We start from the raw sequence: 22,985 nt of genomic DNA, 5'->3' as shown, positions 1-22,985 counted from the left end.
GCGCTCAGCGCATCTGGCGAGAGGGCCGGGCCGCGTGCAGGATTTTGAACCGATTGTCGCCGCCGATCTCCTCGATCTGGGCGAAACAGGCGGCCAGCGCCGCCTCATAGGGCAGATGGCGGTTGGCCACCATGTACAGCTGCCCACTGGGGGCCAGGCTGGCCGCAGCCGTCGCGATAAAGGCGCGACCCAGGTCAGGCTCTGCCGCGCGGCCGGTGTGGAAGGGCGGGTTCATCACCACCACGTCCAGTTTCGTTGCGGGCCGCCAGGTCGTGGCATCCGACCAATGGAATTGCGCCCGCGCATCCGAGACGTTTTCCCGTGCGCAGGTCAGCGCGTCGTGATCGGCCTCGACCAGGTGCAGCGCCTTGATACCCGGATGATCCGCCAGCATCCGCGCCGACAGATAGCCCCAGCCCGCGCCCAGATCGGCGATCTTGCCGGTCAGCTTTGGCAGCGCATCCGCCAAAAGGCGCGAGGCCGCATCCACCCCGTCCGCCGAGAACACGCCGGGCCGCGTCACGAAACCGTCCACCGTTGCGGGTCGGCCGACCCACTCGGCGTAATCACCGACCGGCACGAACCAGAACAGCTTTCCATGCGATTTCGAGATGACGCCCAGCACATCCTCGCGCTTGCGCAGGTCCTTCAGGATCGACTCCACCCCGTCGGTCTTTTGCCCGTCCACGATGACCAGCCCGGTGCGCGCGGCCTCGGCCAGCATCGCGCGGGCCTGCGCCTTGGCGCGCGGCAGCACCACCAGTGCTGCGGCAAACGCGCCCTCGGCCTGCACCGCCACCGCGTATCCCCGTGCGGCAAACGCGTCGCTATCCGGCTTGTTCCCGGTGATCATCACCGCCCGGTCCTGCGGCAGCGCCGACAGATCCATCCCGGCGCGCGGCCCGAACACGGCAATGCGCCCTTCGGCAGGCAGGCTCAACCCGGCCTCAAGGGCCTGTGCGATTCGGCTATCACTCATCGGCTGCGGCGACCCTCAGGGTCACTCCTTCTCCATGGTGCATTGCAGGGGGTGCTGATGGCGGCGGGCGAAATCCATCACCTGAGTCACCTTCGTCTCGGCGATCTCGTGGCTGAACACGCCGACGACCGCCAGCCCCTTCTTGTGCACGGTCAGCATGATTTCAAACGCCTGCGCGTGCGACATGTGGAAAAACCGTTCCAGCACATGCACGACGAATTCCATCGGCGTGTAATCGTCATTCAACAGCAGCACCTTGTACATCGGCGGGCGCTTGGTTTTCGGGCGCGTCTTCAGGGCAAGCGACGGAGACCCGCCCTCGTCATCCTCGTTCGACATTCGCCACACGAATTCCGTCATTCCCTCGCCTTGCATGGTTTGACCCAAAGCCGCTTGAACGGTCTATATAACCTCTGTGCCCGATTAGGAAAGAGGGCGAACCCGGCGGAAAGGGCCAAGAATGCCTAAACTCAGCACCATCGGTTTCGATGCCGACGACACGCTCTGGCACAACGAGCGGTTCTTTCGCCTCACCCAGGACCGATTCGCCGACCTGTTGCGCGACTACACCGAGCCCGACCACCTGATGGAGCGTCTGCTGGCCGCCGAGACCCGAAACATCCGGCACTATGGCTTTGGCATCAAAGGTTTCGTGCTGTCGATGATCGAAACCGCGCTGGACGTGACCGAGGACCGCGTGCCCCCCTCGGTGATCCGCGCGCTGATCGACGCTGGGCAAGACATGTTGCGCCACCCAATCGAACTGCTGCCCCACGCCGCCGAGGCCGTTTCGGCCGCCGCCTCCACCCACCGCGTCTTGCTGATCACCAAGGGCGACCTGATCGACCAGGAACGCAAACTGGCCCAATCCGGGCTGGGCGAGCTGTTCCACGGCGTCGAAATCGTCTCGCACAAGACCCGCACCACGTACGAGGACATCTTTGCCCGCCACGGCGACGGGGCCCCGCGCGGCATGATGATCGGCAATTCGATGAAGTCCGACGTGGTGCCGATGGTGCAGGCCGGCGGCTGGGGCGTCCACGTCCCCCACGGGCTGGAGTGGGCGATCGAGCGCGCCGATCCCCCCGCCGATGCCCCGCGTTTCATCACCCTGCCCGATCTGGGCGCGCTGCCCGATCTGATTGCGCGCATCGAAGACGATCCCACTTGACGGGCTAACAGCAATTCCCAAATCTGGAACCAAGTTTCACATACGGGAATCACCATGCTGGACGACACCCGCCTTGCGGCCCATCTGGCCGCGCTCCGTGCCGCGCAGGGCTGGACGCTGGCCGATCTGGCCGACCGCTCCGGCCTCAGCCGCGCCACCCTCTCACGCATTGAGAACGCCGAGGTCAGCCCCACCGCCGCCGCCCTTGGCCAGCTTTGCGCCGCCTTCGGCCTGTCGATGTCGCAACTGCTGGCGATGGTGGAATCCGATTTCCGCCCCGTGATCCCCCTTGATCAGCGTGCCAGCTGGACCGACCCCGACACAGGCTTTACCCGCACCGTCATTTCCCCCGCCGCCCCGCCTTTGCGCGGTGAATGGCTGCTTTGCACCCTGCCCGCCGACACCACCCGCAGTTACGACCGCCCCCCGCGGCCCGGCCTCGAACACCACTTGCTGCTCGGCTCTGGCGATCTGACCGTCACGGTCGAGGGCAACGCCCACGCCCTCCACCCCGGCGATTGCCTGCGCTACCAGCTTTGGGGCGCCACGGAATTCCACAGCGCCGGGGGCGCCACCTACCTTCTGTTCCTGACCTGAGGCCCGCCATGCAGATCACCCGATGGACCGCCGACGACCTGACCGCCCACCGCGACGCACTGGCCGAGATCCTGCATGCCTGCGTCCATGCCGGGGCCAGCGTCGGCTTCGTCCTGCCCCACCCCATGACCGAGGCCCGCGCCTTCTGGGACAACTTGAAACAGCCCATCAAGGCGGGTGAACGCGCGCTTTTCGTCGCCACGCAAGACAACCGCCCCGTCGGCACCGCGCAGCTGGTGATGGCCACACCCGCCAACCAGCCCCACCGGGCCGAGGTCTCAAAGGTGCTAGTCCACCCCGACGCCCGACGCCAGGGCATCGCCCGCGCACTGATGCAGACGCTGGAAACCCATGCCCGCGCCCACGGCAAGACGCTGCTGACCCTAGACACCCGCACCGGTGACGTGGCCGAGCCGCTCTACACCGCGCTCGGATTCCAGACCGCCGGGGTGATTCCGGGCTACTGCCTGTCGCCCGATCACCGCACGCTGGACGCCACCACCTACATGTACAAATCGCTTGCCTGATCTTTCAGCAATGCGCCCGGCACAAACCCGCGTAGCCCGCACAGCACCCCTTCCACGTTCTGGTGTAAGGTTGCAAATCGCCCACAAAATATTGTCATTCGAACGTAGACCCCACCCAATTGGTTAATATTCAATGCTTTATTCAGCGCCTTTCGTGTGTTAGCCTTTTCTCAATCAAATAAATAAGCCGACTGAAAAATCAGCGGCATGAGGCAGAGAAGGCAGAGGTCGTGAAAGATCGGCACAAAAAGCCGGCCCATATGGGCCTGCTGACAATCGCATTTCTGTGGCTGATGGTTGTGTTGCCAGTGTCCGTGCTGGCGGCACCTTATGCTGCGTTCGTGATGGATGCCCGCACCGGCGAAGTTCTGCACTCCACCAACGCCGATACCCGACTGCACCCGGCCTCTCTGACCAAGATGATGACGCTTTACATCGCGTTCGAGGCGATCGAGCGCGGCGAGATTTCCCTCGACACGATGGTCCGCATCTCGCGCAATGCCGCGGCTGAACCGCCCTCGAAACTGGGCTTGCAGGCCGGTCAGCGGATCAAGCTGCGCTACCTGATCCGTGCCGCCGCCGTGAAATCGGCCAATGACGCCGCCACCGCCATCGGTGAAGCGATCGAAGGGTCCGAGGCCGCCTTTGCCCGCCGCATGAACCGCACCGCCAAGGCGATGGGCATGACCCGGACGACCTTCAAGAACGCCAACGGCCTGACCCGCGACGGACACCTGTCCACGGCGCGCGACATGTCGATCCTGGGGCGGCACCTGCTCTATGATTATTCCGACTATTACAACCTGTTCAGCCGCATCTCGACCGATGCGGGGATGCGAACGGTGAACAACACCAACCGCCGCTTCCTTGCGGCATATCGCGGCGCAGACGGTATCAAGACCGGCTACACTCGCGCCGCCGGGTTCAATCTGGTCGCCTCGGCAGAGCGTGGACAGGAACGCATCATCGCCACCGTGTTCGGCGGCCGCTCGACCGCCGCGCGCAATGCCAAGGTGGCCGAGCTGCTGGACCTCGGCTTCCGCCGTGCGCCCAGCCAGGTCGCACTGCGCAAACCCTCGCGCCCGGCCTATGTCGGTTCGGGCTCGGCCCGTCCCAGCACCGGCGGCGACACCGAAGTGGCCGCAGCCAGCGGTGCCGCGGGTAAAACGATCCGCCTGCTGACCGCCGTCCCCAAAAGCCTGCGCCCGCAGGCCCGCCCGGGCAGCACGCAGGCCCCCGTTCTGGTCGCGGTCAAGGATGACATCCACGACGCGCTGAAACAGGTCATGGCCGAAGAAACCAAACCCGCAGCGCCCGCCGCCCTACCCAAGGAAAACCTGCCCACCCGTCTGGCGCAAGAGGAACTGCCCTCGCCCCGGATGCGCCCGGGCGATCTGGTGCTGGCCTCGGCCGGCGCACAGAAACAGGCCGTCGAGCAGGTTCTGGCCGAAGCCGTCGCAGCCGACGCGCAGGCCGATCAGCCGCGCGAGGTCGTCACCCGTCTGTCCACCTCGGGCGGACGCCACTGGGGCATCAACGTCGGCCGCTATCCCAGCCGCTATGCCGCCGAAAAGGTGCTGGTGAAAACCGCGCTGGCCGAGATGGCCACCCTGGACGGCAGCCTGCGCAAGGTGGTCAACCGCAAGGGCGGGTTCGACGCGAATTTCGTGGGGCTGACGCGCGAGAAGGCCGACCTCGCCTGCCGCCGTCTTCAGGCGCGCCAGGTCAGCTGTTTCATGATCGGCCCGAGCTGAGGGCTGCAAAATTCTTTCAAAGAATTTTGACCGGAAAATCGCTGATTTTCCGGGCCTCCGGCGGGAGTATTTTCAGTCAGAAAGAAGCCAAGGGTCAGGGTTTGGGATGATCGTCCCATTCCCCCGACAGTATGCGTTGGCTGTTGCCGTCCGGGTCGTCGTACTGGTTGCTGCGCACCGTGTAGATGAAGGCCAGCAGGCCAACGCCGCCCAGGACCAGCGAAATCGGGATCAAGTAGGACAGGACTTCCATTTCGGGCTTACCTCAGGCGCAATGCGTTCAGGGACACGATAATGGAACTCGTGGACATAGCCAAGGCCGCCACCAGCGGGGTTGCCAGACCGATCACCGCGATCGGCACGGCGATCACGTTATAGGCCGTGGCGATCTGGAAGTTTTCGCGGATGCGGCGGGTGGCAGATTTCGCGGTGTCCAGTGCCTCGTTGATCGGGCTCAGGTCGCTACCCAGCAGCACGATGTCCGAGGCCACGCGCGCGGCGTCCAGCGCCGAGGCCGGAGAGATCGAGACATGCGCTGCGGCCAGCGCGGCGGTGTCGTTCAGCCCGTCCCCCACCATCAGCACATGTTTGCCCTGATCCGACAGCGCCTTGATGCGGGCGGCCTTGTCGGTGGGCAGTGCCTCGGCCATCCATTGGCGGATGCCCAGGCGGTTGGCCAATGCTTCGACCGCGCGGGTGGCGTCGCCCGAGATCAGGATCACGTCCTTGCCCGCGTCGAGCAGCGATTTCACCGCCTCTTCGGCGCCAGCGCGCAGCCGGTCGGTGAAGGTGAAGGCGACCGGGGCATCACCGCCCACGGCCAGCCATGCCGCGGTTTCGGCACGGGATTCGGCGCCGACCCAGGCCGCACGGCCCAGGCGCACGCGGGTGCCTTTCCAGCTGCCCTCGGTGCCATAGCCGGGCACTTCGCGGATGTCATCGACGCGCGCCGGTTTCACGCCGGCCTCGCGCGCGGCCTTGCTCAGGGACATCGACAGCGGGTGAGAGGAGCCCTCGGCCAGCGCCAGCGCGATCTCCATGTCGCGGGTGGTGTGATCGCCCAGGTTGGTCAGCTCGGGCGTGCCCGCCGTCAGCGTGCCGGTCTTGTCAAAGACCACCGTGTCGACCTGTGCCAGACGTTCCAGCGCCGTGGCGTGTTTGATCAGCATCCCCTTGCGGAACAGCCGCCCCGAGGCCGCCGTCGTCACCGCCGGAACCGCCAGACCCAGCGCGCAGGGGCAGGTGATGATCAGCACCGCCGCCGCGATGTTCAGCGCGGTGCGGGTGTCGTAGGTATAGAGCCACCAGCCGACAAAGCTGAGCGCCGACAGGATATGTACCCCCGGCGCATAGAGTTTCGCCGCGCTATCCGCCAGCGAGGTATAGCGCGAGCGCCCGGATTCCGCGATGGCCACCAGATCGGCCATGCGATGAAGCGAGGTATCCTTGCCCACCGCCGTTGCCCGGATCACCAGCGGGCCGGTCAGGTTGACCTCCCCGGCGGACACACCCTGCCCCGGCTGCGCCACCACCGGCACGGTTTCCCCGGTCAGCAGCGAGCGGTCGATCTCGCTCATGCCTTCGACGATTTCACCGTCCACCGGCATCCGTCCGCCGGGGCGCACAAGGATCATGTCGCCGACCGAAACCTCGGCCACTGGCACCTGTTTTTCCTCGCCGTTGCGGATCAGGATGGCGCGCGGCACTTCCAGCGCGGCCAGTTCCTCGGCTGCGGATCGCGCAATCGCGCGGGTCCGGTAGTCCAGATAACGCCCCGCCAGCAGAAAGAACGTCAGCGTCAGCGCGGCGTCGAAATAGGCGTGGTGCCCCGACAGGCTGGTTTCCCAAAGCGAGGTGACCAGCGCCAGCGAGATCGCCAGCACGATCGGCACATCCATGTTCAGGCGCTTGTGCTTCAGTGCGCCCCAGGCGCTTTTGAAGAAGGGCACGCCGGAAAACGCGATGGTCGGCAGCGTGATCGCCGCCGAGATCCAGTGGAACATGTCGCGCGTTGCGTCCTCGGCGCCGGCCCAGACCGACACCGACAGCAGCATCACGTTCATCGAGGCGAACCCCGCCACCGCCAGCCGCATCAGCAGGTCGCGGCCCGCCTTGTCGGTCTGCGTCGCCGCCAGCGCGCCCGCGTCCAGCTCGAACGCTTCATAGCCGACGCGCTCCAGCGCGCCGATCAGGTCGTCCGGCATCACGCTGGGATCGGCCTCGATCTGGGCGCGCTTCAGCGTCAGGTTCACCCGGGCGGATTGCACGCCGGGCACCTTGGCCAGTTCACTTTCGACGGTCGAGATACAGGCCGCGCAGTGCACGGCAGGCACGGACAGCGCGATCCGCGCCTCCTTGGGGGCGTCCATCTGGGCCATTGCCTCGGCGGCGGGGGCCGCGGAACAGGCAGGACAGGCCGAGGGGGTGGGACGCATGGTGGCGGTCATGGATGGGGTCTTTCCAGTTGATGCCGGGTTGAGGGGGTGGGTTACTTGACGACGTGCAGGTTCAGGCGCTGGATGAACTCGGTTCCGTCCTCGGCAATCGCCTCCAGTCGGATGATCCAGCGGCCGCCGCCCAGCTCCATCGGGGCTTCGAAGGCGGTGCCATTATAGGCAAAAGCGGGTTCCACGTCATCGCTGGCCTCGGTGGTGCGGCCGACGATGGCGCGCAGCTCCTTGGGGCGGACGGGCTGGCCGGCGGGGTCGGTGATGGCCAGACGCAGCAGGCCGTCCTTATGCTCGGCGTTGATGCTCCAGCCCAGGGCCTCTTGCGCGGCCTTGCGTTTGTCGAACTCCTGGCTGGCGACGTAGGAATTCGCGACCTCCAGACCGGGGAAAGTCTTCACGGCCTTGACGGCCATGAAGACGTTTACCGCGATGATCAGTCCAAAGGCGGCGGCAAATCCGATAAAGACCTGCCGCCCGGTGATCTGGCGCTGTGCCATCAGTTGTTTTCCTTTCCGTGGAACACGGTGTCCTTGTAGGCGCGATCCCCGGTCGAGTTGTCCTCGACCCAGATGCGGATATCGGTACGCTCATGCGTCGCCGGGTTCGATCCCTTGGGCGCGATCACGTAGACGCGTTGCAGCTTCATTGTGTCGGCGGGCACGTCGGTGGTGGCATAAGGCGTGCCTTCCAGCTGGACGCGCAGCGCCGGATCACCCTTGACCGAGATCCGGAACGGGCGGTCCTCGCCATGCTTGTTGCGCAGGCGCACGTCATAGGTGTTGCGGATCGAGCCATCCGACAGCGTCACGAACACCGGGTTGCGCACGGGGGCGACCGTCAGGTCGATTTCCGTTCGCATGAACAGCGCCACGACCAGGCCGACGCCGACCAGCGTCCACAGGCTGGTATACAGGATCGTGCGCGGGCGGAAGATGTGCTTCCAGATCGACTTGGGCGGGTTGCCCGCACGCTCGGCCGCTTCGTCGGTCAGCGCCATATAGTCGATCAGGCCGCGCGGCTTGCCGATCTTGTCCATGATCTCGTCACAGGCGTCGATGCACAGCGCGCAGGTGATGCATTCCAGCTGCTGGCCGTTGCGGATGTCGATCCCCACCGGGCAGACGTTCACGCAGGCCATGCAGTCGATGCAATCGCCCTGCTCGGCGTTTTCCTCTTGCTTGCGGGCCTTGCCACGCGGTTCACCGCGCCAGCTGCGATAGCCCACCACCAGAGAGTCTTCGTCCAGCATGGCGGCCTGAATCCGCGGCCACGGGCAGGCGTAGATGCAGATCTGTTCGCGGGCGAAACCGCCAAAGATAAAGGTGGTCAGCGTCATCACCACGATCGTCGAATAGGCGATCGGGTGGGCGTTCAGCGTGAACAGGTCCACCAGCAGCGTCGGCGCGTCGGTGAAATAGAATACCCAGGCCCCGCCCGTCGCGACCGAGATCAGCAACCAGGCCGACCATTTCTCCAGCCGCAGCCGGGCCTTGCGGAAATCCATCTTCTTTTGGCGGTGCAGACGCAGGCGCGCGTTGCGGTCGCCCTCGATCCAGCGTTCAACCAGGATGAACAGGTCCGTCCACACCGTTTGCGGGCAGGCATAACCGCACCACACGCGCCCCAGGGCCGAGGTGAACAGGAACAGCCCCAGGCCCGCCATCACCAGCAGGCCGGCGACGAAATAGAACTCGTGCGGCCAGATTTCGATCATGAAGAAGAAAAAGCGCCGGTTGCCCAGGTCCACCAGAACGGCCTGATCGGGCAGCGCCGGGCCACGGTCCCAGCGGATCCAGGGCGTCAGGTAATAGATGCCCAGCGTCACGATCATGATCAGCCACTTCAGATTGCGGAACTTGCCCTTCACGCGGCGCGGAAAAATCGGCTCGCGGGCGGCGTACAGGCTCTGGGGGGCTTCGGGTTCGGTTTGCGACACGGAATCACTCCGGAAAATTGATACGGGTTGCCGCCCTTTTTTCAGGGATTGGGGGGGTGGGCTTTGACCTGCATCAAATCTGTATTTTTAACGCATCTATTCGGCACCGCAGCGCCCGCAGCAGACGCAACATCCCGCGATTGCGTAAGTTTTGACCGCTGGCCCCGGACCGTGCCATAGTTTTCAGCGGAGCAGGAGAAACATAAGGCACGGGGGAACATCGTGGCCCAAAACGCGGCACAAACCGCCACCGAAGAGCGTACAACACTCAATTCATCCGAAATCACCGCCATCGCGCACCTCTACCGCGGCGAGGTCTACCGCTCGACCATCTGGCGCACGCGGTTGGACACCACCACCAACTGGGCCGTGGTCACGCTGGGCGTGGCGCTGTCGATTTCCTTTGCCTCGCCCGATGCCTCGCCGCTGCCATTGGTACTGGTCGGGGTGCTGATCATCTTTTTCCTGATGCAAGAGGCGCGCCGCTATCGCTATTTCAACGTCTGGCGCGCCCGCGCCCGCTGGATGGAGACGCATTTCTACGCGCCCATGCTGCACGACGGGAACCTCCACATGGAGGACAACTGGCAAAAAACCTTGGCCGACGACTACATGCGCCCGCGCTACCACGTCTCGATGATGACGGCGATCGGGCGACGCATCCGGCGTAACTATCTGTGGATATTGATGATTCAGTCGCTGGCCTTTGCCGGAAAACTGGCCGTCCACCCCACCCCGGTCGAAAATCTGGAACAAGCGTTCCGCCGCGCCGATGTCGGCCCCCTGCCCGGCGAGGCAATCGTTACCGTCGGGGTGGTTTACATGATCACCTGGGCCGGGATCGCGATCTGGAGCGGCCAGAATGACAAAAACCGCGCGCTTGGACGGCGCACGGACAGCTCGATGGGATAACCGTTGAGGGGTTGATTATTCGTGAACTTGTAAAATAATTGGCACCGGCCTTCCAGGAAACGCGCGAACAGGACGGAAGGGCCGGTGCCACCCTGGGGCGCGGGAAACGCCCCAGGGTATTCTTTTGGCGAATTACTCGCCGCCACCCAGCTGGTGGACGTAAGCCGACACAGCGCGGATCTGCGCTTCGGACAGACGGGTGTTCCAGTTCGGCATCACGCCTTTACGGGAATTGACGACCGTCTCCTTGATCGCGTCGTACGAGCCGCCGAACAGCCAGATCGCATCGCTCAGGTTGGGCGCGCCCAGATCACGACCGCCGGTCGCATCGTCACCGTGGCAGGAGGCGCAGTTGTCGGCGAAGACGACAGCGCCTTCTTCAACCAGGGCTGCGTCCTGAGCGGTGCCCGACAGCGACATGACGTAGTTCACGACCTGTTCGATCTGCTCTTTTTCCAGCAGTTCGTCCTTGCCGAAGGCGGGCATGTCCGAAATCCGGGTGTCCTCGTCATCCGCGCTGCGGATACCGTGGGTGATGGTGGTGTGGATGGTTTCGATATCGCCACCCCACAGCCAGTCATCGTCCAGCAGGTTCGGATAGCCGGCTGCACCGGCAGCGCCCGAACCGTGGCACTGTGCGCACCAGGTTTTGAACACGGCGGCACCTGCCGACACGGCATAGCCTTGCAGCTCTGCGTCAGCCGAGATCTCGGTCAGCTCGGCCGCGGCCAGCTTCGCGTTGATCGGGCCCAGCTTGGCTTCGTTGGCAGAGATTTCCGCTGCCACGTCACCACGGGTGGACCAGCCCAGGAAGCCGGCGGTTGCGCCATTGACCAGCGGCCATGCGGGATAGGCGATCGTGTAGATCACGCCCCACACGATACAGGCATAGAAGGTCCACAGCCACCAACGCGGCAGAGGGGTGTTCAGCTCTTCGATGCCATCCCACTCGTGGCCGGTCGTGCCCACGTCTTTGGTTTGGTTTGGTTTTTTAGCCATTTCTCACGCCTCCTTGGCGTCGCCACCGCGAACGGCGGGTTTGTCTTCATGCCGGAACGGGATGTTTGCGACGTCGCTGTAGACCTTCGAGGAACCGGGACGGAAGGCGAAGACCACCACCCCGATAAAGAAGGCAAACAGAGCAATCAGCATCCAGCTGTCCGCGAACTCTCTGAGGATCGAGTAGGTTTCCATAATGGTCCCCTCCCCTTACCGGCTCGCGTCCGGGGTGAAGGTCGAGAAATCAACCAGCGTGCCCAGCATCTGCAGATATGCGACCAGAGCGTCGGCTTCCGAGATACCCGGCTGGCCGTCGAAGTTGCGCACCTGCACCTTGTCACCATAGCGTTCCACCAGACCGTCGAAGTCGCCATCGGGATCGATCTGGGCCGCAAAGTCGGCCTGAGCGTTCTCGATCATCTCGTCGGTGTACGGGACACCAACCAGACGGTTCGTCTTCAGTTCGTCCTGGATGTACTTGCCGTCGATCAGACGCTTCTCCAGATGGCCGTATTTCGGCATCACGGATTCGGGCACAACCGACTGCGGGTCACGCAGGTGGTCAACGTGCCATGCGTCCGAGTAGCGGCCGCCGACGCGTGCCAGGTCAGGCCCGGTACGCTTCGAACCCCACTGGAACGGGTGGTCGTATTGCGACTCCGCTGCCAGCGAGTAGTGGCCGTAACGCTCGACTTCGTCGCGCATCGGGCGGATCATCTGGCTGTGGCAGACATAGCAGCCTTCGCGCAGGTAGACATCGCGCCCGGCCAGCTCCAGCGGGGTGTAGGGGCGCATGCCCTCTACGTCCTCGATGGTGTTTTCCAGCCAGAACAGCGGTGCGATCTGCACGATGCCGCCGATGGTGACCACAAGGAAGGCAAAGATCGTGAGAAGGGTAACGTTCTTCTCGAGGATCGCGTGTTTATCAAGAATTGCCATTGTCGTGGTCTCCTTACTCAGCCGGAACCAGGTGGTTCTTGGCTTCCACAGCCGGCGACTTCTTCACGGTCATGAACAGGTTGTAGCACATGATGATTGCACCCAGCAGGAACATGATACCGCCGGTGCCGCGCACCACATACATCGGGAACTTGGCTGCCACGGTGTCAGCGAACGAGTTCACAAGGAAACCGTTTGCATCGACTTCGCGCCACATCAGGCCTTCCATGATGCCGGTCACCCACATGGATGCCGCGTACAGGATGATGCCGATGGTGGCCAACCAGAAGTGCCAGGAAACCAGCGACAGCGAGTAGATACGCTCACGGTTCCACAGTTTGGGCACCAGGAAGTACAGCGCGCCGAAGGTGATCATGCCGTTCCAGCCCAGCGCACCCGAGTGCACGTGACCGATGGTCCAGTCAGTGTAGTGCGACAGCGAGTTCACGGCGCGGATCGACATCATCGGACCTTCGAAGGTCGACATGCCGTAGAAGCCGATCGAGATCACCATCATACGGATGATCGGGTCGGTGCGCAGCTTGTCCCATGCACCCGACAGGGTCATCAGACCGTTGATCATACCACCCCACGACGGCATCCACAGCACGACCGAGAACACCATGCCCAGGGTCGAGGCCCAGTCAGGCAGCGCGGTGTAGTGCAGGTGGTGCGGACCGGCCCAGATGTAGATGAAGATCAGCGCCCAGAAGTGGATGATCGACAGCTTGTACGAGTAGACGGGGCGCTCGGCCTGTTTCGGCACGAAGTAGTACATCATGCCCAGGAAGCCCGCGGTCAGGAAGAAGCCCACGGCGTTGTGGCCGTACCACCACTGGGTCATCGCGTCCTGCACGCCTGCGAACACCTGAACCGACTTCGACCCAAAGACCGAGACCGGGATCGACAGGTTGTTCATCAGGTGCAGCATGGCCACGGTGATGATGAACGACAGGTAGAACCAGTTTGCCACGTAGATGTGCGGCTCTTTACGCTTGACGATGGTTCCGACGAAGACAGCAAGGTAAGCGACCCAAACGATGGTCAGCCACAGGTCAACGTACCATTCCGGCTCGGCGTATTCTTTCGACTGGGTTGCGCCCAGGATGTACCCGGTCGCCGCCAGCACGATGAACAGCTGGTAGCCCCAGAACACGAACCACGCCAGGTTGCCGCCCCACAGGCGCGCAGCCGAGGTCCGCTGCACGACGTAGAACGAGGTGGCGATCAGCGCGTTGCCGCCGAATGCGAAAATCACGGCCGAGGTGTGCAGCGGCCGCAGCTTGCCGAAGTTCATGTAGCCAAAGGCCCAATCGAAGTTCAGCTCGGGGAAGGCGAGCTGGAATGCGATAAAGGTCCCGGCCAGGAAGCCGACAACGCCCCACAGGGCGGTTGCGATCACGCCAGCGCGCACGACGCCGTCGAGATATTCATTTTGCGGCGCGGTCTTGCTGGCTTCGCCAGTGCCGCGCAGCACGAACAGGAACGCGACCGCGGCGGCCAGGGCCACCGTTACCGCGTTCACCAAATATGCCACGTCACGCGCATAGTTGGCCGCGATCAACGCCAGAAGCGTGACCAGACCAAGCGCGATCAGCTTGATGTAATTTACCATTTTGCGTCCCTTCGTCTTGTTCCCGCACGATTCGAATGCCGCGCGAGCGGTTCCAGACTGGCCGTTTAATGCTTTCGGATAGCCGGCGCTGCATTGATCTGTATCAAACCCCCCTTTTCGATTTTTTGACACGGGTCAAAGTGCTGCGAAAAACCGCAGTTTAGTGTGATCTCAGAGCGGTCATATGCGGATGGGAGATATCCATGGCTTACAAGAGCATTTTCACGGTGTTGACTGACACCAAGTTCGTTTCGCCCGTGCTGCAGCAGGGCGTTGCCCTCGCTTCTGCCTGGGATGCCCATTTCGACGTTCTGTGCATGGGCGTCGACCGGACCCAGACGGGCTATTACTACGCTGGCGCCAACGCGATGGTGCTGCAGGAAACCATCACCCGCGCCCAGGAAGAGGCGCAGGAGATCGAGAAAACCGTCAAGGACAGCCTTGGTAAGTCCGAGATTCGCTGGGGCGCCGACATGGGTGTGTCGCAGCTGGCCGACATCGGCCGCCACGTGGCCGCCCACGCGCGGTTCTCGGATCTGGTCGTGATGCCGCAGCCCTACGGCAAGGGCCACGGCGCCGAGATGGAGCCGGTGATGGAATCGGCCCTGTTCGAAGGCAAGGTGCCCGCGTTGATTCTGCCCGACGGCACCCAGATGCCTGCCGCACCCAAGAACATCACCGTCGCCTGGAACGAAAGCAACGAGGCGCTGGCCGCCGTCCGCGCCGCCATGCCGCTGCTGCAATCCGCCGACAATGTCCGCGTCGTCGTGATCGACCCGCCGGCGCATGGGCCGAACCGCTCGGATCCGGGCGGCCTGCTGTCGCAATACCTGGCCCGTCAGGGTGTCCGCGCCGAGATCGACGTTCTGTCGAAAACCCTGCCGCGCGTCTCGGACGTGCTGCTGCGCCACGCCACCGACACCGAGGCCGAGCTGATCGTCATGGGCGCTTATGGTCACTCGCGGTTCCGCGAGGCGATCCTGGGCGGTGCCACCCGCTACATGCTGGAGCAAGCCCAGATCCCCGTGCTGATGGCGCACTGATCGCGTCCAGACCGGAGCGTTCTGTGTAGGCTTCCCGGTCCGGATCAAGGCCCGCCCCCCCCCGCGGCGGGCCTTCCTTTGGGTTGGGCATGAAAAACGGCCGGGAATCATTGTACGATTTCCGGCCGTTTTCTTACAATTCTCCAGGTGAACGGATCGTTACACCACCGTCCCAAATGCCGGCTGGACTCATGCCCGCCGACGAATTGGACTTAGGCGAACATCCCGCCGTCGGCGTCGTCCCCGGCCTCTTCCATCAGACGGCTGAAGTCGGGCACGGTCACGTGACGCTTGCCTTCCAGCTGGATCACCCCGTCGCGTTTCAGCGCCGAGATCTGGCGGCTGACCGTTTCCAGCGTCAGGCCCAGGTAATCCGCCATCGCCTCGCGGGTCAGCGGCAGGTCGAACACCAGCGCGCCGCGGGCCGGTTGCAGGTTCAGCGTCGCATCGCGCCGCGCGATGATCGACAGCAGCGACGCGATCTTTTCGCGGGCGGTCTTGCGGCCCAGCACCAGCATCCATTCGCGCGCGGCGTCCAGTTCGTCCAGCGTCATTTCCAGCAGGCGTTGCGCGATATGCGGGGTGCGCTCCATCATCTGCTCGAAAGGTTTCTTGCGAAAACAACACATTACCAGGTCAGTCGTCGCCACGACATCATAGGCGGACCCTTCGCGACCCGGCCGGCCCACGAAATCGGACGGCAGCAAAAGCCCCACCATCTGGGTGCGCCCGTCCTCCATCGTCTGGGTCAGCGTGGCGATGCCGGACACGACCGAGCCGACGAAATCCATCTTGTCACCCGACCAGATCACGGTCTGCCCGGCCTCGAAGCTGCGGTAGTACTTGATCTCTTCCAGCCGCTCCAGTTCCGTGCTTTCACAGCGTGCACATACAGCCCTGTGGCGAATAGGGCAGTCCCCACAATGGTGGTTGTGAGCCAGAGTCTCGTCCTGAAGCATAGTGGTCCGTCGCGCGCTTGATCTGGGTCAAGGAGGACCCATCCTGTTTCCCCTAAAGGCTAAGCGCATGGAAACGAAAACGCAACTCGCAAAACTGGGTCTGTTCGACGCCAAGGTACCTCGCTACACGAGTTACCCAACGGCGCCGCACTTCTCAAATAATGTCACTGGCGATGATTTCTCTAGCTGGATCAAGGGTATAACCCCCGGCTCGGACATATCTCTTTATTTGCATGTGCCCTTTTGTCGCCGGTTGTGCTGGTTCTGTGCCTGCCGCACCCAAGGCACGCAAAGCGAATCTCCCGTCCGCGCCTATGTCGAGACGCTGAAGGCCGAACTGGCCCTGCTGAAGCGCGATTTGCCCGAAGGCGTGACGCTGAACCGCCTGCATTGGGGCGGTGGAACGCCGACTTTGCTGTCCGCGGGCATGATGACGGACCTGATCGAGGCGATTTCGGACGTTGCGCCCTTCGCCCAGAATTACGAATTTTCGGTTGAAATCGACCCGAACGAGATCGACGACGCCCGCCTTTCGGCGCTGGCGGCGGGCGGCATGAACCGCGCCTCGATCGGAGTTCAGGATTTCGACGAGGAAATCCAGAAAACCATCGGCCGTCTGCAAGGCTATGACGTGACCCGCGACGCGATCGAGGCGATCCGCGCGCATGGCGTCTACAGCCTGAACGCCGACATCCTGTACGGCCTGCCGCACCAGTCGCGCGAACGCATAACAGAAAGCGTGCAGAAACTGTTGTCGCTGAACCCGGATCGCGTTGCGCTTTATGGTTACGCGCACGTGCCGTGGATGGCCAAGCGCCAGCAGATGATCCCCTCAGACGCGCTGCCCACCCCGCAGGAACGTCTGGACCTGTTCGAAACCGCCCGCCGCCTGTTCGTCTGGGACGGTTACGCCGAGATCGGCATCGACCACTTCGCCACCCAGTCCGACGGGCTGTCCATCGCCCAGAAAACCGGCCGTCTGCGCCGCAATTTCCAGGGCTATACCGACGACACCTCCGAGGTGCTGGTCGGCATCGGTGCCTCGGCGATTTCGCGGTTCCCGCAGGGCTATGCCCAGAACCACGCCAGCACCGGCGCCCACACCGCCGCCATCCGCGACGGTCGGTTCTCGACACACCGGGGCCACACCTTCACGGCCGAGGACAAGCTGCGCTCGCGGATCATCGAGATGCTGATGTGCGATTTCGCCACCACTGATGCCGAGCTGCGCGAGACCTTCAAGCTGTCCCAGCCCCAGCTGAACGACATGTACAAAGGGGCCGAAACCACCTTTGAGGGGGTGCTGGAACGGACGGCAGAGGGGCTTTACATCCCGCCCGAGGCGCGGCCACTGACGCGGATGATCGCACGGGCGTTCGACGCCTACGATCTCAGCAAGGCCGGGCATTCCTCGGCCATCTGAGGCGAACAAAGGGGGGCGGACAATGCGGATCGCCACCTTCAACCTGCAGAACATGCGCTTGCGCGGGTCCCATCTGGACGGGGCCCGCGACAGCGACGTGCCCGAGGATCTGGGCGACGCCGCCCGCTCACTGGACCCCGACGACCGACGCCTAAGCGCACAGGTGATCCGCGACACCAATGCCGATGTGATCGCCCTGCAAGAAGTGTTCGATCAGGCCACGCTGGACCATTTCCACGACGCCTATCTGGCCCCGCTTGGCGTGTCCTACCCCCATCGGCTGTGCCTGCCGGGCAATGACGGGCGCGGGCTGGACGTCGCCGTGATGTCGCGCGTCCCCCTGCATGCCCCGCAAAGCCACGCACAGGAAACCCCCGCCTCGCTGGGCCTGCCCCTGCCCGAGCCGGACCAGCCGGTCTTTCGCCGCGACGTGTTGCGGCTGGGCATCGGGCCGCTGACGCTGTTCGTCTGCCACCTGAAGGCCCCCTACCCCGAAACCCAGCGCACCTGGGACATTCGCCGGTCCGAGGCGACGGCGCTGCGCCACCTCGTCACCCGCTCGCAAGACCCGAACGATCTGTGGCTGATCATCGGCGACCTGAACGAGCCCGTCCGCAGCCCCGACCGCCCCCGCGTCGTCGCCCTGCTCGAGGAAATCGCGGTCGACCTGATCGCGCGCCTTCCGCAGCCCGAACGTTGGTCCTGGCACAACCCGCACACGCATCTGTATGGCCGCCCCGACGCGATGCTGGCCAGCCCCGCGCTGGCCCGCCGCTTTCCCGACGCGCGCCCCGAAATCGTCCGCGAAGGCATGAGCCTCGAGACCCACCGCAACCCCGGTCCGCATCTGCCGCAGGTCGGACATCACCGCCCCCACGCCAGCGACCACGCCGCCGTGGTGATCGAGTTTCCGGGCCTCTAGCCGCTAGTGGATCGCCGCGTACATGATCTTTTTCTCGTCCGCCTCGCGTGCGGTGAACTCCTCGACCACCTTGCCCTGACGCGCGACCAGAATGCGGTCGGACAGGGCCAGCACTTCGGGCAGGTAAGAGGAGATCACGACAACCGCGTTCCCCTCGTCCGCCAAGCGATTGATAAGCTGGTGGATTTCCGCAATCGCGCCCACGTCCACGCCGCGTGTCGGTTCGTCGAAGATGATCAGCTCGGGTTCCTGCACCAGCGATTTGGCGATCACCACCTTCTGCTGGTTGCCGCCTGACAGCTCGATCACCTTCACGTCGCGCGACACCGCCTTGATGTTCAGCGCCTCGCTCCATTTCTGGCCCAGAATGCGCTCGGCCTTGCGGCTGACCCACATCTTCCAGAACGGCTCTTTCGCCAGTTGGCCGACATGGATGTTCCGCGCCGGGCTCATGGTTTCAAAGAACCCCTCGACCTTGCGGTCCTCGGTGACATAGGCGATGCCGTCGCGGATCGCCGGGGCCGGCGTGCGATAGCGCACCTTGTGGCCGTTCAGCTCGATCTCGCCGCCGTGCAGCCAATTGCGTTTCAGCGCCCCCGAGACGATCTTGAACGTCTCGGTCCGCCCCGCGCCCACCAGCCCGAACACGCCCGTCACCTGCCCCGCGAAGATCGAGAACGAGGTGTTCTGCACGATCCCCGCCATCCGCAGGTTCTGCACCGACAGCACGCGCTTGCCTTCGTGGCGAACGGAGTCCTCGTCGCCGCGCTTGTGGCCGTAGAACGTGTTCGACAGGTCGCGCCCGATCATCGCCTTGACGATCGCCTCGCGGTCCAGCTCTTGCGCGGGTTTGGTCAGCACGTGTTTGGCGTCGCGCAGCACGGTGATGCGGTCGGCGATGGCCAGCGCCTCCTCCAGCGCGTGCGAGATGAACACGACCGAGACGCCGCGCTTTTTCAGATCCTTCACCAGCGCGAAAAAGTGCTGCTTTTCCTCGGGCGTCAGCGTCGCGGTGGGTTCGTCAAAGACGATGACGCGCACCTTGTGCAGCACGGCCCGGGCAATTTCCACCATCTGCCGCTTGGCCGCGCCCAGCATGTCCACCGTTGCCGTCGGATTCACGTCGAAGTTCAGCGACTGCAGGAACTGCTGCGCCGCGATATTGACCCCGCGCAGGCGGTTGAACATCTTTTCCTGCCCCAGAAACAGGTTCTGGCCCACGGTCATCGTCGGCACCAGGCTGGTTTCCTGGAACACCATCGCGATGCCCAGATGCAGCGCCTCTTTCGGAGAGCCGGGCGCGATCGGCTGGCCGTCCAGCAGGATCTGCCCCTCGGCCGGATGCACCACGCCCGCCATGGATTTCGTCAGGGTCGATTTGCCAGCACCGTTCTCGCCCAGCAGGGCATGGATTTCGCCGGCGCGCAGGTCAAAGCTGACCCCGTCGATGGCCACCGCACTGCCGTAGCGGACGGTGATGTCACGCATCTCGATGATTGGCTGCTGGCTCATTCCCCCGCCCTCCTGGCGATTTCCGAGGGGTCCAGGCGCAACACGCCGCCCGCCCCGTGCGACACCACCCACAGCGCGCCGCCGTGGTCGTGGATCGCGGTGATGCCGTGATGCGTGCCGTCCACCCGGCTGTGCAGCGAGTACAGCACCTTGCCCGCCTCGTTCAGCCGCAGCACCAGCCCATAGCTGCGCGGCGGTGCCCAGGGTTTCAGAACGCCCATCTGCTTGATCGCCCCGCCCTGCAACGGTTCCAGAAACGATTGCGGCGGCACCAGTTGCGGCGCGACCCACAGGTTCGGCGGCATCGAGGCCATCATCGCCTCGCGGTAGCCCTTTTCGCGCAGCACGAACTCGACCAACTGCGTGCGGCAGGCAAAGACCGACAGCCAGATCCCGCCCCCGTCCGCCGGGGCCAGACGCGAGGGATAGCCGGGCAACCGGTTCAACACCGGCTGCACATGCCCCGCCCCAAGGACCGAGACAACGCGGTGCCGCCAGCTTTCGGACACCCAGACGGCATCGCCGACGGGCACCGCGCCAAAGGCATGGCTCAGTCCGCTTGCCAGCATCTGAACGCCGTCAACGCCCAGCCGCAACACCCGGCCCGAGCTGCGCCGCTCCAGCAGATCACGCTGCCAATTCGCGGGGGCGTTATGGGCGCTGGCATCCGTGGCCAACAGCGTGTCGCCATCCGCCGTCAGGCTGTTGATCGCAACAAAGGCGCGTTTGTCCGCCGCCTTCCAGCTGTGCCCGTCCAGTGCGCCGCCATGCACCTCGACCCGGTTGCCGTCCAGCGCCACCGCGAAGCCGCCCTTGAACCGGGCCAGCGCAGTGATGGTGCCGTCCAGCACCAGTTCTTCGGTCGTGCCCTGTTGCGCCGGATCAATCCGCAGCACGCGGTTGCCGTCGCTGGCCCACAGGCCCGTGTCGTCACAGGCCAGATCACCCGGCGCCTCCAGCCGCGCCCACAGCACACCATCATCCAGCAGACGGTTCGGCCGCAGCACCCCGTCGAACACCGGCACGGTGACGGCCGCATCTCCGCGCCCCAGGAAACGGTCGCTCAGTCCCTTGAAGAACGCGATCATGCCTTTTTCCCCCAGCGGCGTTCGTAATGCACATAGTCCGGTGCGCCTTCGCCCTCGGGCAGCCGGTAGCGCCCGATCCGGTTGTTCGACAGCCCGCCCAGGTACAGCCAGCCCTTGTGTTCCCGCATCGAGGTGATCATCGGGTGGTTCACCCCCTGTGGATCCCACAGCGTTTCCAGCACCTTGCCGGTCAGGTCGATCTTGAACACGCAGCCGTTGTTGATGTTGGGGAACATCCATTCGTCGAACGGCAGGCGGCGCGTCATCCGCTTGCGGAAACCGGGCATCCGCATCGCCAGGTCCAGCGCCGGGCCGCGCATCCCCACCAGCGCCACCCAGTAATTCCCGTCGGACGCCTTGTTGATGTTGTCCGGATAGCCCGGCAGGTTATCCAGCAGCACCTCGATCGTGCCCTTCTTGGGCCCGTCGAACCAATACCGGCTGATCGACGCCGCCGAGGTCTGCGCGAACAAAAAGCTCTGGTTGTCGTCGCACATCGAAATCCCGTTGGGGAACAACAGGTTGTCGATCTCGGTCTTGGTGGACCCATCGCGCGGATCGTAGCAGATGATCCGGCCCGAATGGCGGCTTTCCAGCGCGTCCACGGCGTATTCGCTCATCTCGTAGCGCCGCGTCGCCTCGGAAAAATAGATCCGCCCGTCATGCGCGATGTCCAGATCGTCCGCCAGCCGCAACCGGCTGTCATCGTTCACCGAGGTGAGCGAGCGGTTGGTCTCGTCCGTCAGCTTCACCACCTCGCCATCGGGGCGCACCATGTACAGGCCCATCCCGCCGACGCAGACGCACAGGTTGTCGTCCTTGTCAAAAGCCATGCCCAAGGGCTGGCCGCCGATATGGGCGAAAATCTCCCACTTGGTGTAGTCGGGCGCCAGGAACCGCACGATATCACCGTGGCGCGATCCGGAATACAGGTTGTCGTTGCGATCCAGAATGACGTCCTCGGGGCCTTCGACCTCGCCCAGGCCGATCACCTCGACCGCGCGCAGCTTGTCGTTGACGCTCCAGACATTGCCCGGCGCCGGCTCGCACGAGGGCGGCTTGGGCAGGTACAGGTAATCCGGCGAGACATAGACCGACGCGATGATCCGGTGGCGGTTCTTGACCCAGCGGATGTCGAACACGGCGGCCAGCACCAGAATGCCCGCCAGCGCCATACGGATCGCCCCGCCCGACGCGCCCGAGGCCGTCATCCCGTTCGTCACCACCAGCACGATGGCCAGACCGACGACCGCCTTGGTCACCGACCCGCGCCCCCCGCCCAGCGAGATACCGCCCAGCACGGCGGCGGTCAGGGCCGTCACCTCCAGCCCCAGCCCGATATCGGACCCGGTCGAGGCCAGCTTGGACGAGAAAAACACCGCCGCAATCGCCGTGAACCCGCCCGAGGCAACATAGGTCAGCATGATCGTGAACGGCACCGCGATGCCCGCGTTATAGGCCGCCCGGCGCGACCCGCCGATGGCGATCAGGTGCCAGCCGGGGCGCAGGCGCGTCAGCAGGATGTGCAGGAACAGGGCCACGACCGCGAACAGCCACACGTTGACCGGCACGCCCCAGACCAGCCCCATGCCCAGAAAATCCCAAGTCGTGCTGTCGGGCAGCGACATGGCGATATCCATCGAATACTCGGCAATCGCCAGCGAATAGACCGCGCGGAAAATGATCAGCGTGATCAGCGTCGTCAGAAACGCCCGCAGCCGCACATAGCCGATCAGCACCCCGTTGACCGCCCCCAGCGCCATGCCCGACAGGATCGTCACCGCAATCGCCGGCGGGGCCGACCATTCCAGCTTGTGCATCAGCAGCAGCGCCACAAGGTTGGTCAGCGCAAAGATCGAGCCGACGGACAAATCCACCCCGCCCGCCATGATGACGATGGCCAGACCCAGCACCACGAAACCCGTCTCGCCCAGATCGCGGGCAATCACGGCCAGTTGCCCGGTGTCCGTCAGGCTGGGCACCATCCAGGCCATCCCCCAGAACACCAGGATCATCACCAGAACGGGGATCGCGGTCTCCATCCAGGGTTTGGACAGCAGCTCGCCAATGACGTGATCGGGCCATAGGCGATACCGCAAACGAACGAGGGACTCGTTTGGCAGGGTCATCAGGGTCTCTTCTTGATTGTGGCCAGGGCG

Annotated in this window: 22 protein-coding genes; 8 read left to right on the top strand and 14 right to left on the bottom strand. The window is 64.2% G+C overall.

The window, feature by feature from the left end; translation table 11 throughout:
• Positions 1–4: 4 nt before the first annotated feature.
• Both E7681_RS16235 and clpS read right to left on the bottom strand, forming a co-directional pair.
• A complete protein-coding gene (locus tag E7681_RS16235; protein ID WP_136340313.1) occupies positions 5–979 on the bottom strand; it encodes a class I SAM-dependent methyltransferase in 975 nt (324 codons plus the stop codon).
• Between the two features lie 21 nt (positions 980–1,000).
• Positions 1,001–1,318, bottom strand: coding sequence for an ATP-dependent Clp protease adapter ClpS (gene clpS / locus E7681_RS16230; RefSeq protein ID WP_246032517.1), 318 nt, complete (start codon positions 1,316–1,318; stop codon positions 1,001–1,003).
• A gap of 121 nt (positions 1,319–1,439) precedes the next feature.
• Here clpS and E7681_RS16225 point away from each other — a divergent pair, with 121 nt between their 5' ends.
• From E7681_RS16225 to E7681_RS16210, 4 genes are all read left to right on the top strand, one after another.
• Positions 1,440–2,150, top strand: coding sequence for an HAD family hydrolase (locus E7681_RS16225; RefSeq protein ID WP_136340311.1), 711 nt, complete (start codon positions 1,440–1,442; stop codon positions 2,148–2,150).
• 54 nt (positions 2,151–2,204) lie between these two features.
• The gene (locus E7681_RS16220) at positions 2,205–2,747 is read left to right on the top strand and encodes a helix-turn-helix domain-containing protein (RefSeq protein ID WP_136340310.1); all 543 of its coding nucleotides are present in this window, start codon (positions 2,205–2,207) and stop codon (positions 2,745–2,747) included.
• Positions 2,748–2,755: 8 nt separating this feature from the next.
• Entirely contained in the window at positions 2,756–3,274 is a 519-nt protein-coding gene (locus E7681_RS16215; RefSeq protein ID WP_136340309.1) for a GNAT family N-acetyltransferase, read from the top strand.
• Positions 3,275–3,534: 260 nt separating this feature from the next.
• Positions 3,535–5,028 (top strand): D-alanyl-D-alanine carboxypeptidase family protein, encoded by a 1,494-nt coding sequence (locus E7681_RS16210; protein WP_246032515.1) that lies wholly within the window; start codon positions 3,535–3,537, stop codon positions 5,026–5,028.
• Between the two features lie 94 nt (positions 5,029–5,122).
• Here E7681_RS16210 and ccoS read toward each other — a convergent pair whose 3' ends face one another.
• The 4 genes from ccoS to ccoG are packed head-to-tail and all read right to left on the bottom strand — an operon-like array spanning position 5,123 to position 9,414.
• The gene (ccoS, locus tag E7681_RS16205; protein ID WP_136340308.1) at positions 5,123–5,281 is read right to left on the bottom strand and encodes a cbb3-type cytochrome oxidase assembly protein CcoS; all 159 of its coding nucleotides are present in this window, start codon (positions 5,279–5,281) and stop codon (positions 5,123–5,125) included.
• Positions 5,282–5,288: 7 nt separating this feature from the next.
• On the bottom strand, positions 5,289–7,475 hold the full coding sequence (locus E7681_RS16200) for a heavy metal translocating P-type ATPase (protein WP_136340307.1): 2,187 nt from the start codon (positions 7,473–7,475) through the stop codon (positions 5,289–5,291).
• 41 nt (positions 7,476–7,516) lie between these two features.
• Entirely contained in the window at positions 7,517–7,975 is a 459-nt protein-coding gene (locus tag E7681_RS16195; protein ID WP_211089811.1) for a FixH family protein, read from the bottom strand.
• The gene (gene ccoG / locus E7681_RS16190) at positions 7,975–9,414 is read right to left on the bottom strand and encodes a cytochrome c oxidase accessory protein CcoG (protein WP_136340305.1); all 1,440 of its coding nucleotides are present in this window, start codon (positions 9,412–9,414) and stop codon (positions 7,975–7,977) included. The genes E7681_RS16195 and ccoG overlap by 1 nt, the downstream gene beginning before the upstream one ends.
• Positions 9,415–9,636: 222 nt before the next feature.
• Between ccoG and E7681_RS16185 the strand changes: the two genes are divergently transcribed.
• Positions 9,637–10,326: a DUF2270 domain-containing protein gene (locus E7681_RS16185; RefSeq protein ID WP_246032514.1), complete on the top strand. Its 690-nt coding sequence runs from the start codon at positions 9,637–9,639 to the stop codon at positions 10,324–10,326.
• 132 nt (positions 10,327–10,458) lie between these two features.
• Here E7681_RS16185 and ccoP read toward each other — a convergent pair whose 3' ends face one another.
• Genes ccoP through ccoN form a run of 4 tightly spaced genes read right to left on the bottom strand, consistent with a single transcriptional unit; the run spans position 10,459 to position 13,879 of the window.
• Positions 10,459–11,325, bottom strand: coding sequence for a cytochrome-c oxidase, cbb3-type subunit III (gene ccoP, locus E7681_RS16180; protein WP_136340304.1), 867 nt, complete (start codon positions 11,323–11,325; stop codon positions 10,459–10,461).
• A gap of 3 nt (positions 11,326–11,328) precedes the next feature.
• Complete coding sequence (locus tag E7681_RS16175) at positions 11,329–11,520, bottom strand: cbb3-type cytochrome c oxidase subunit 3 (protein WP_136340303.1); 192 nt, start codon at positions 11,518–11,520, stop codon at positions 11,329–11,331.
• A gap of 15 nt (positions 11,521–11,535) precedes the next feature.
• Entirely contained in the window at positions 11,536–12,264 is a 729-nt protein-coding gene (ccoO, locus tag E7681_RS16170; protein ID WP_136340302.1) for a cytochrome-c oxidase, cbb3-type subunit II, read from the bottom strand.
• Positions 12,265–12,277: 13 nt separating this feature from the next.
• The gene (gene ccoN / locus E7681_RS16165; protein WP_136340301.1) at positions 12,278–13,879 is read right to left on the bottom strand and encodes a cytochrome-c oxidase, cbb3-type subunit I; all 1,602 of its coding nucleotides are present in this window, start codon (positions 13,877–13,879) and stop codon (positions 12,278–12,280) included.
• Between the two features lie 203 nt (positions 13,880–14,082).
• On the opposite strand from ccoN, the gene E7681_RS16160 reads away from it, so the two are divergent.
• Complete coding sequence (locus E7681_RS16160; RefSeq protein WP_136340300.1) at positions 14,083–14,922, top strand: universal stress protein; 840 nt, start codon at positions 14,083–14,085, stop codon at positions 14,920–14,922.
• Positions 14,923–15,134: 212 nt separating this feature from the next.
• Here E7681_RS16160 and fnrL read toward each other — a convergent pair whose 3' ends face one another.
• Positions 15,135–15,881: a transcriptional regulator FnrL gene (gene fnrL, locus E7681_RS16155; protein ID WP_136340299.1), complete on the bottom strand. Its 747-nt coding sequence runs from the start codon at positions 15,879–15,881 to the stop codon at positions 15,135–15,137.
• 67 nt (positions 15,882–15,948) lie between these two features.
• On the opposite strand from fnrL, the gene hemN reads away from it, so the two are divergent.
• Both hemN and E7681_RS16145 read left to right on the top strand, forming a co-directional pair.
• On the top strand, positions 15,949–17,304 hold the full coding sequence (hemN, locus tag E7681_RS16150) for an oxygen-independent coproporphyrinogen III oxidase (RefSeq protein WP_136340298.1): 1,356 nt from the start codon (positions 15,949–15,951) through the stop codon (positions 17,302–17,304).
• A gap of 22 nt (positions 17,305–17,326) precedes the next feature.
• Positions 17,327–18,226, top strand: coding sequence for an endonuclease/exonuclease/phosphatase family protein (locus E7681_RS16145; RefSeq protein ID WP_136340297.1), 900 nt, complete (start codon positions 17,327–17,329; stop codon positions 18,224–18,226).
• 3 nt (positions 18,227–18,229) lie between these two features.
• Here the strand turns inward: E7681_RS16145 and E7681_RS16140 are convergent, their stop codons facing one another.
• From E7681_RS16140 to E7681_RS16130, 3 genes are read right to left on the bottom strand one after another with little or no spacing between them, the layout of a single operon-like run.
• Positions 18,230–19,738, bottom strand: a complete 1,509-nt coding sequence (locus E7681_RS16140) for a sugar ABC transporter ATP-binding protein (RefSeq protein ID WP_136340296.1) — start codon at positions 19,736–19,738, stop codon at positions 18,230–18,232.
• Positions 19,735–20,826, bottom strand: a complete 1,092-nt coding sequence (locus tag E7681_RS16135) for an SMP-30/gluconolactonase/LRE family protein (protein WP_136340295.1) — start codon at positions 20,824–20,826, stop codon at positions 19,735–19,737. Before E7681_RS16135 ends, E7681_RS16140 begins: the two co-directional genes overlap by 4 nt.
• Complete coding sequence (locus E7681_RS16130; protein ID WP_136340294.1) at positions 20,823–22,955, bottom strand: ABC transporter permease; 2,133 nt, start codon at positions 22,953–22,955, stop codon at positions 20,823–20,825. Before E7681_RS16130 ends, E7681_RS16135 begins: the two co-directional genes overlap by 4 nt.
• Between the last annotated feature and the right edge of the window lie 30 nt (positions 22,956–22,985).

This window comes from Thalassobius vesicularis, assembly GCF_004799325.1.
Taxonomy (GTDB): domain Bacteria; phylum Pseudomonadota; class Alphaproteobacteria; order Rhodobacterales; family Rhodobacteraceae; genus Thalassobius; species Thalassobius vesicularis.
This window is presented reverse-complemented; position numbering and strand designations above follow the sequence as displayed.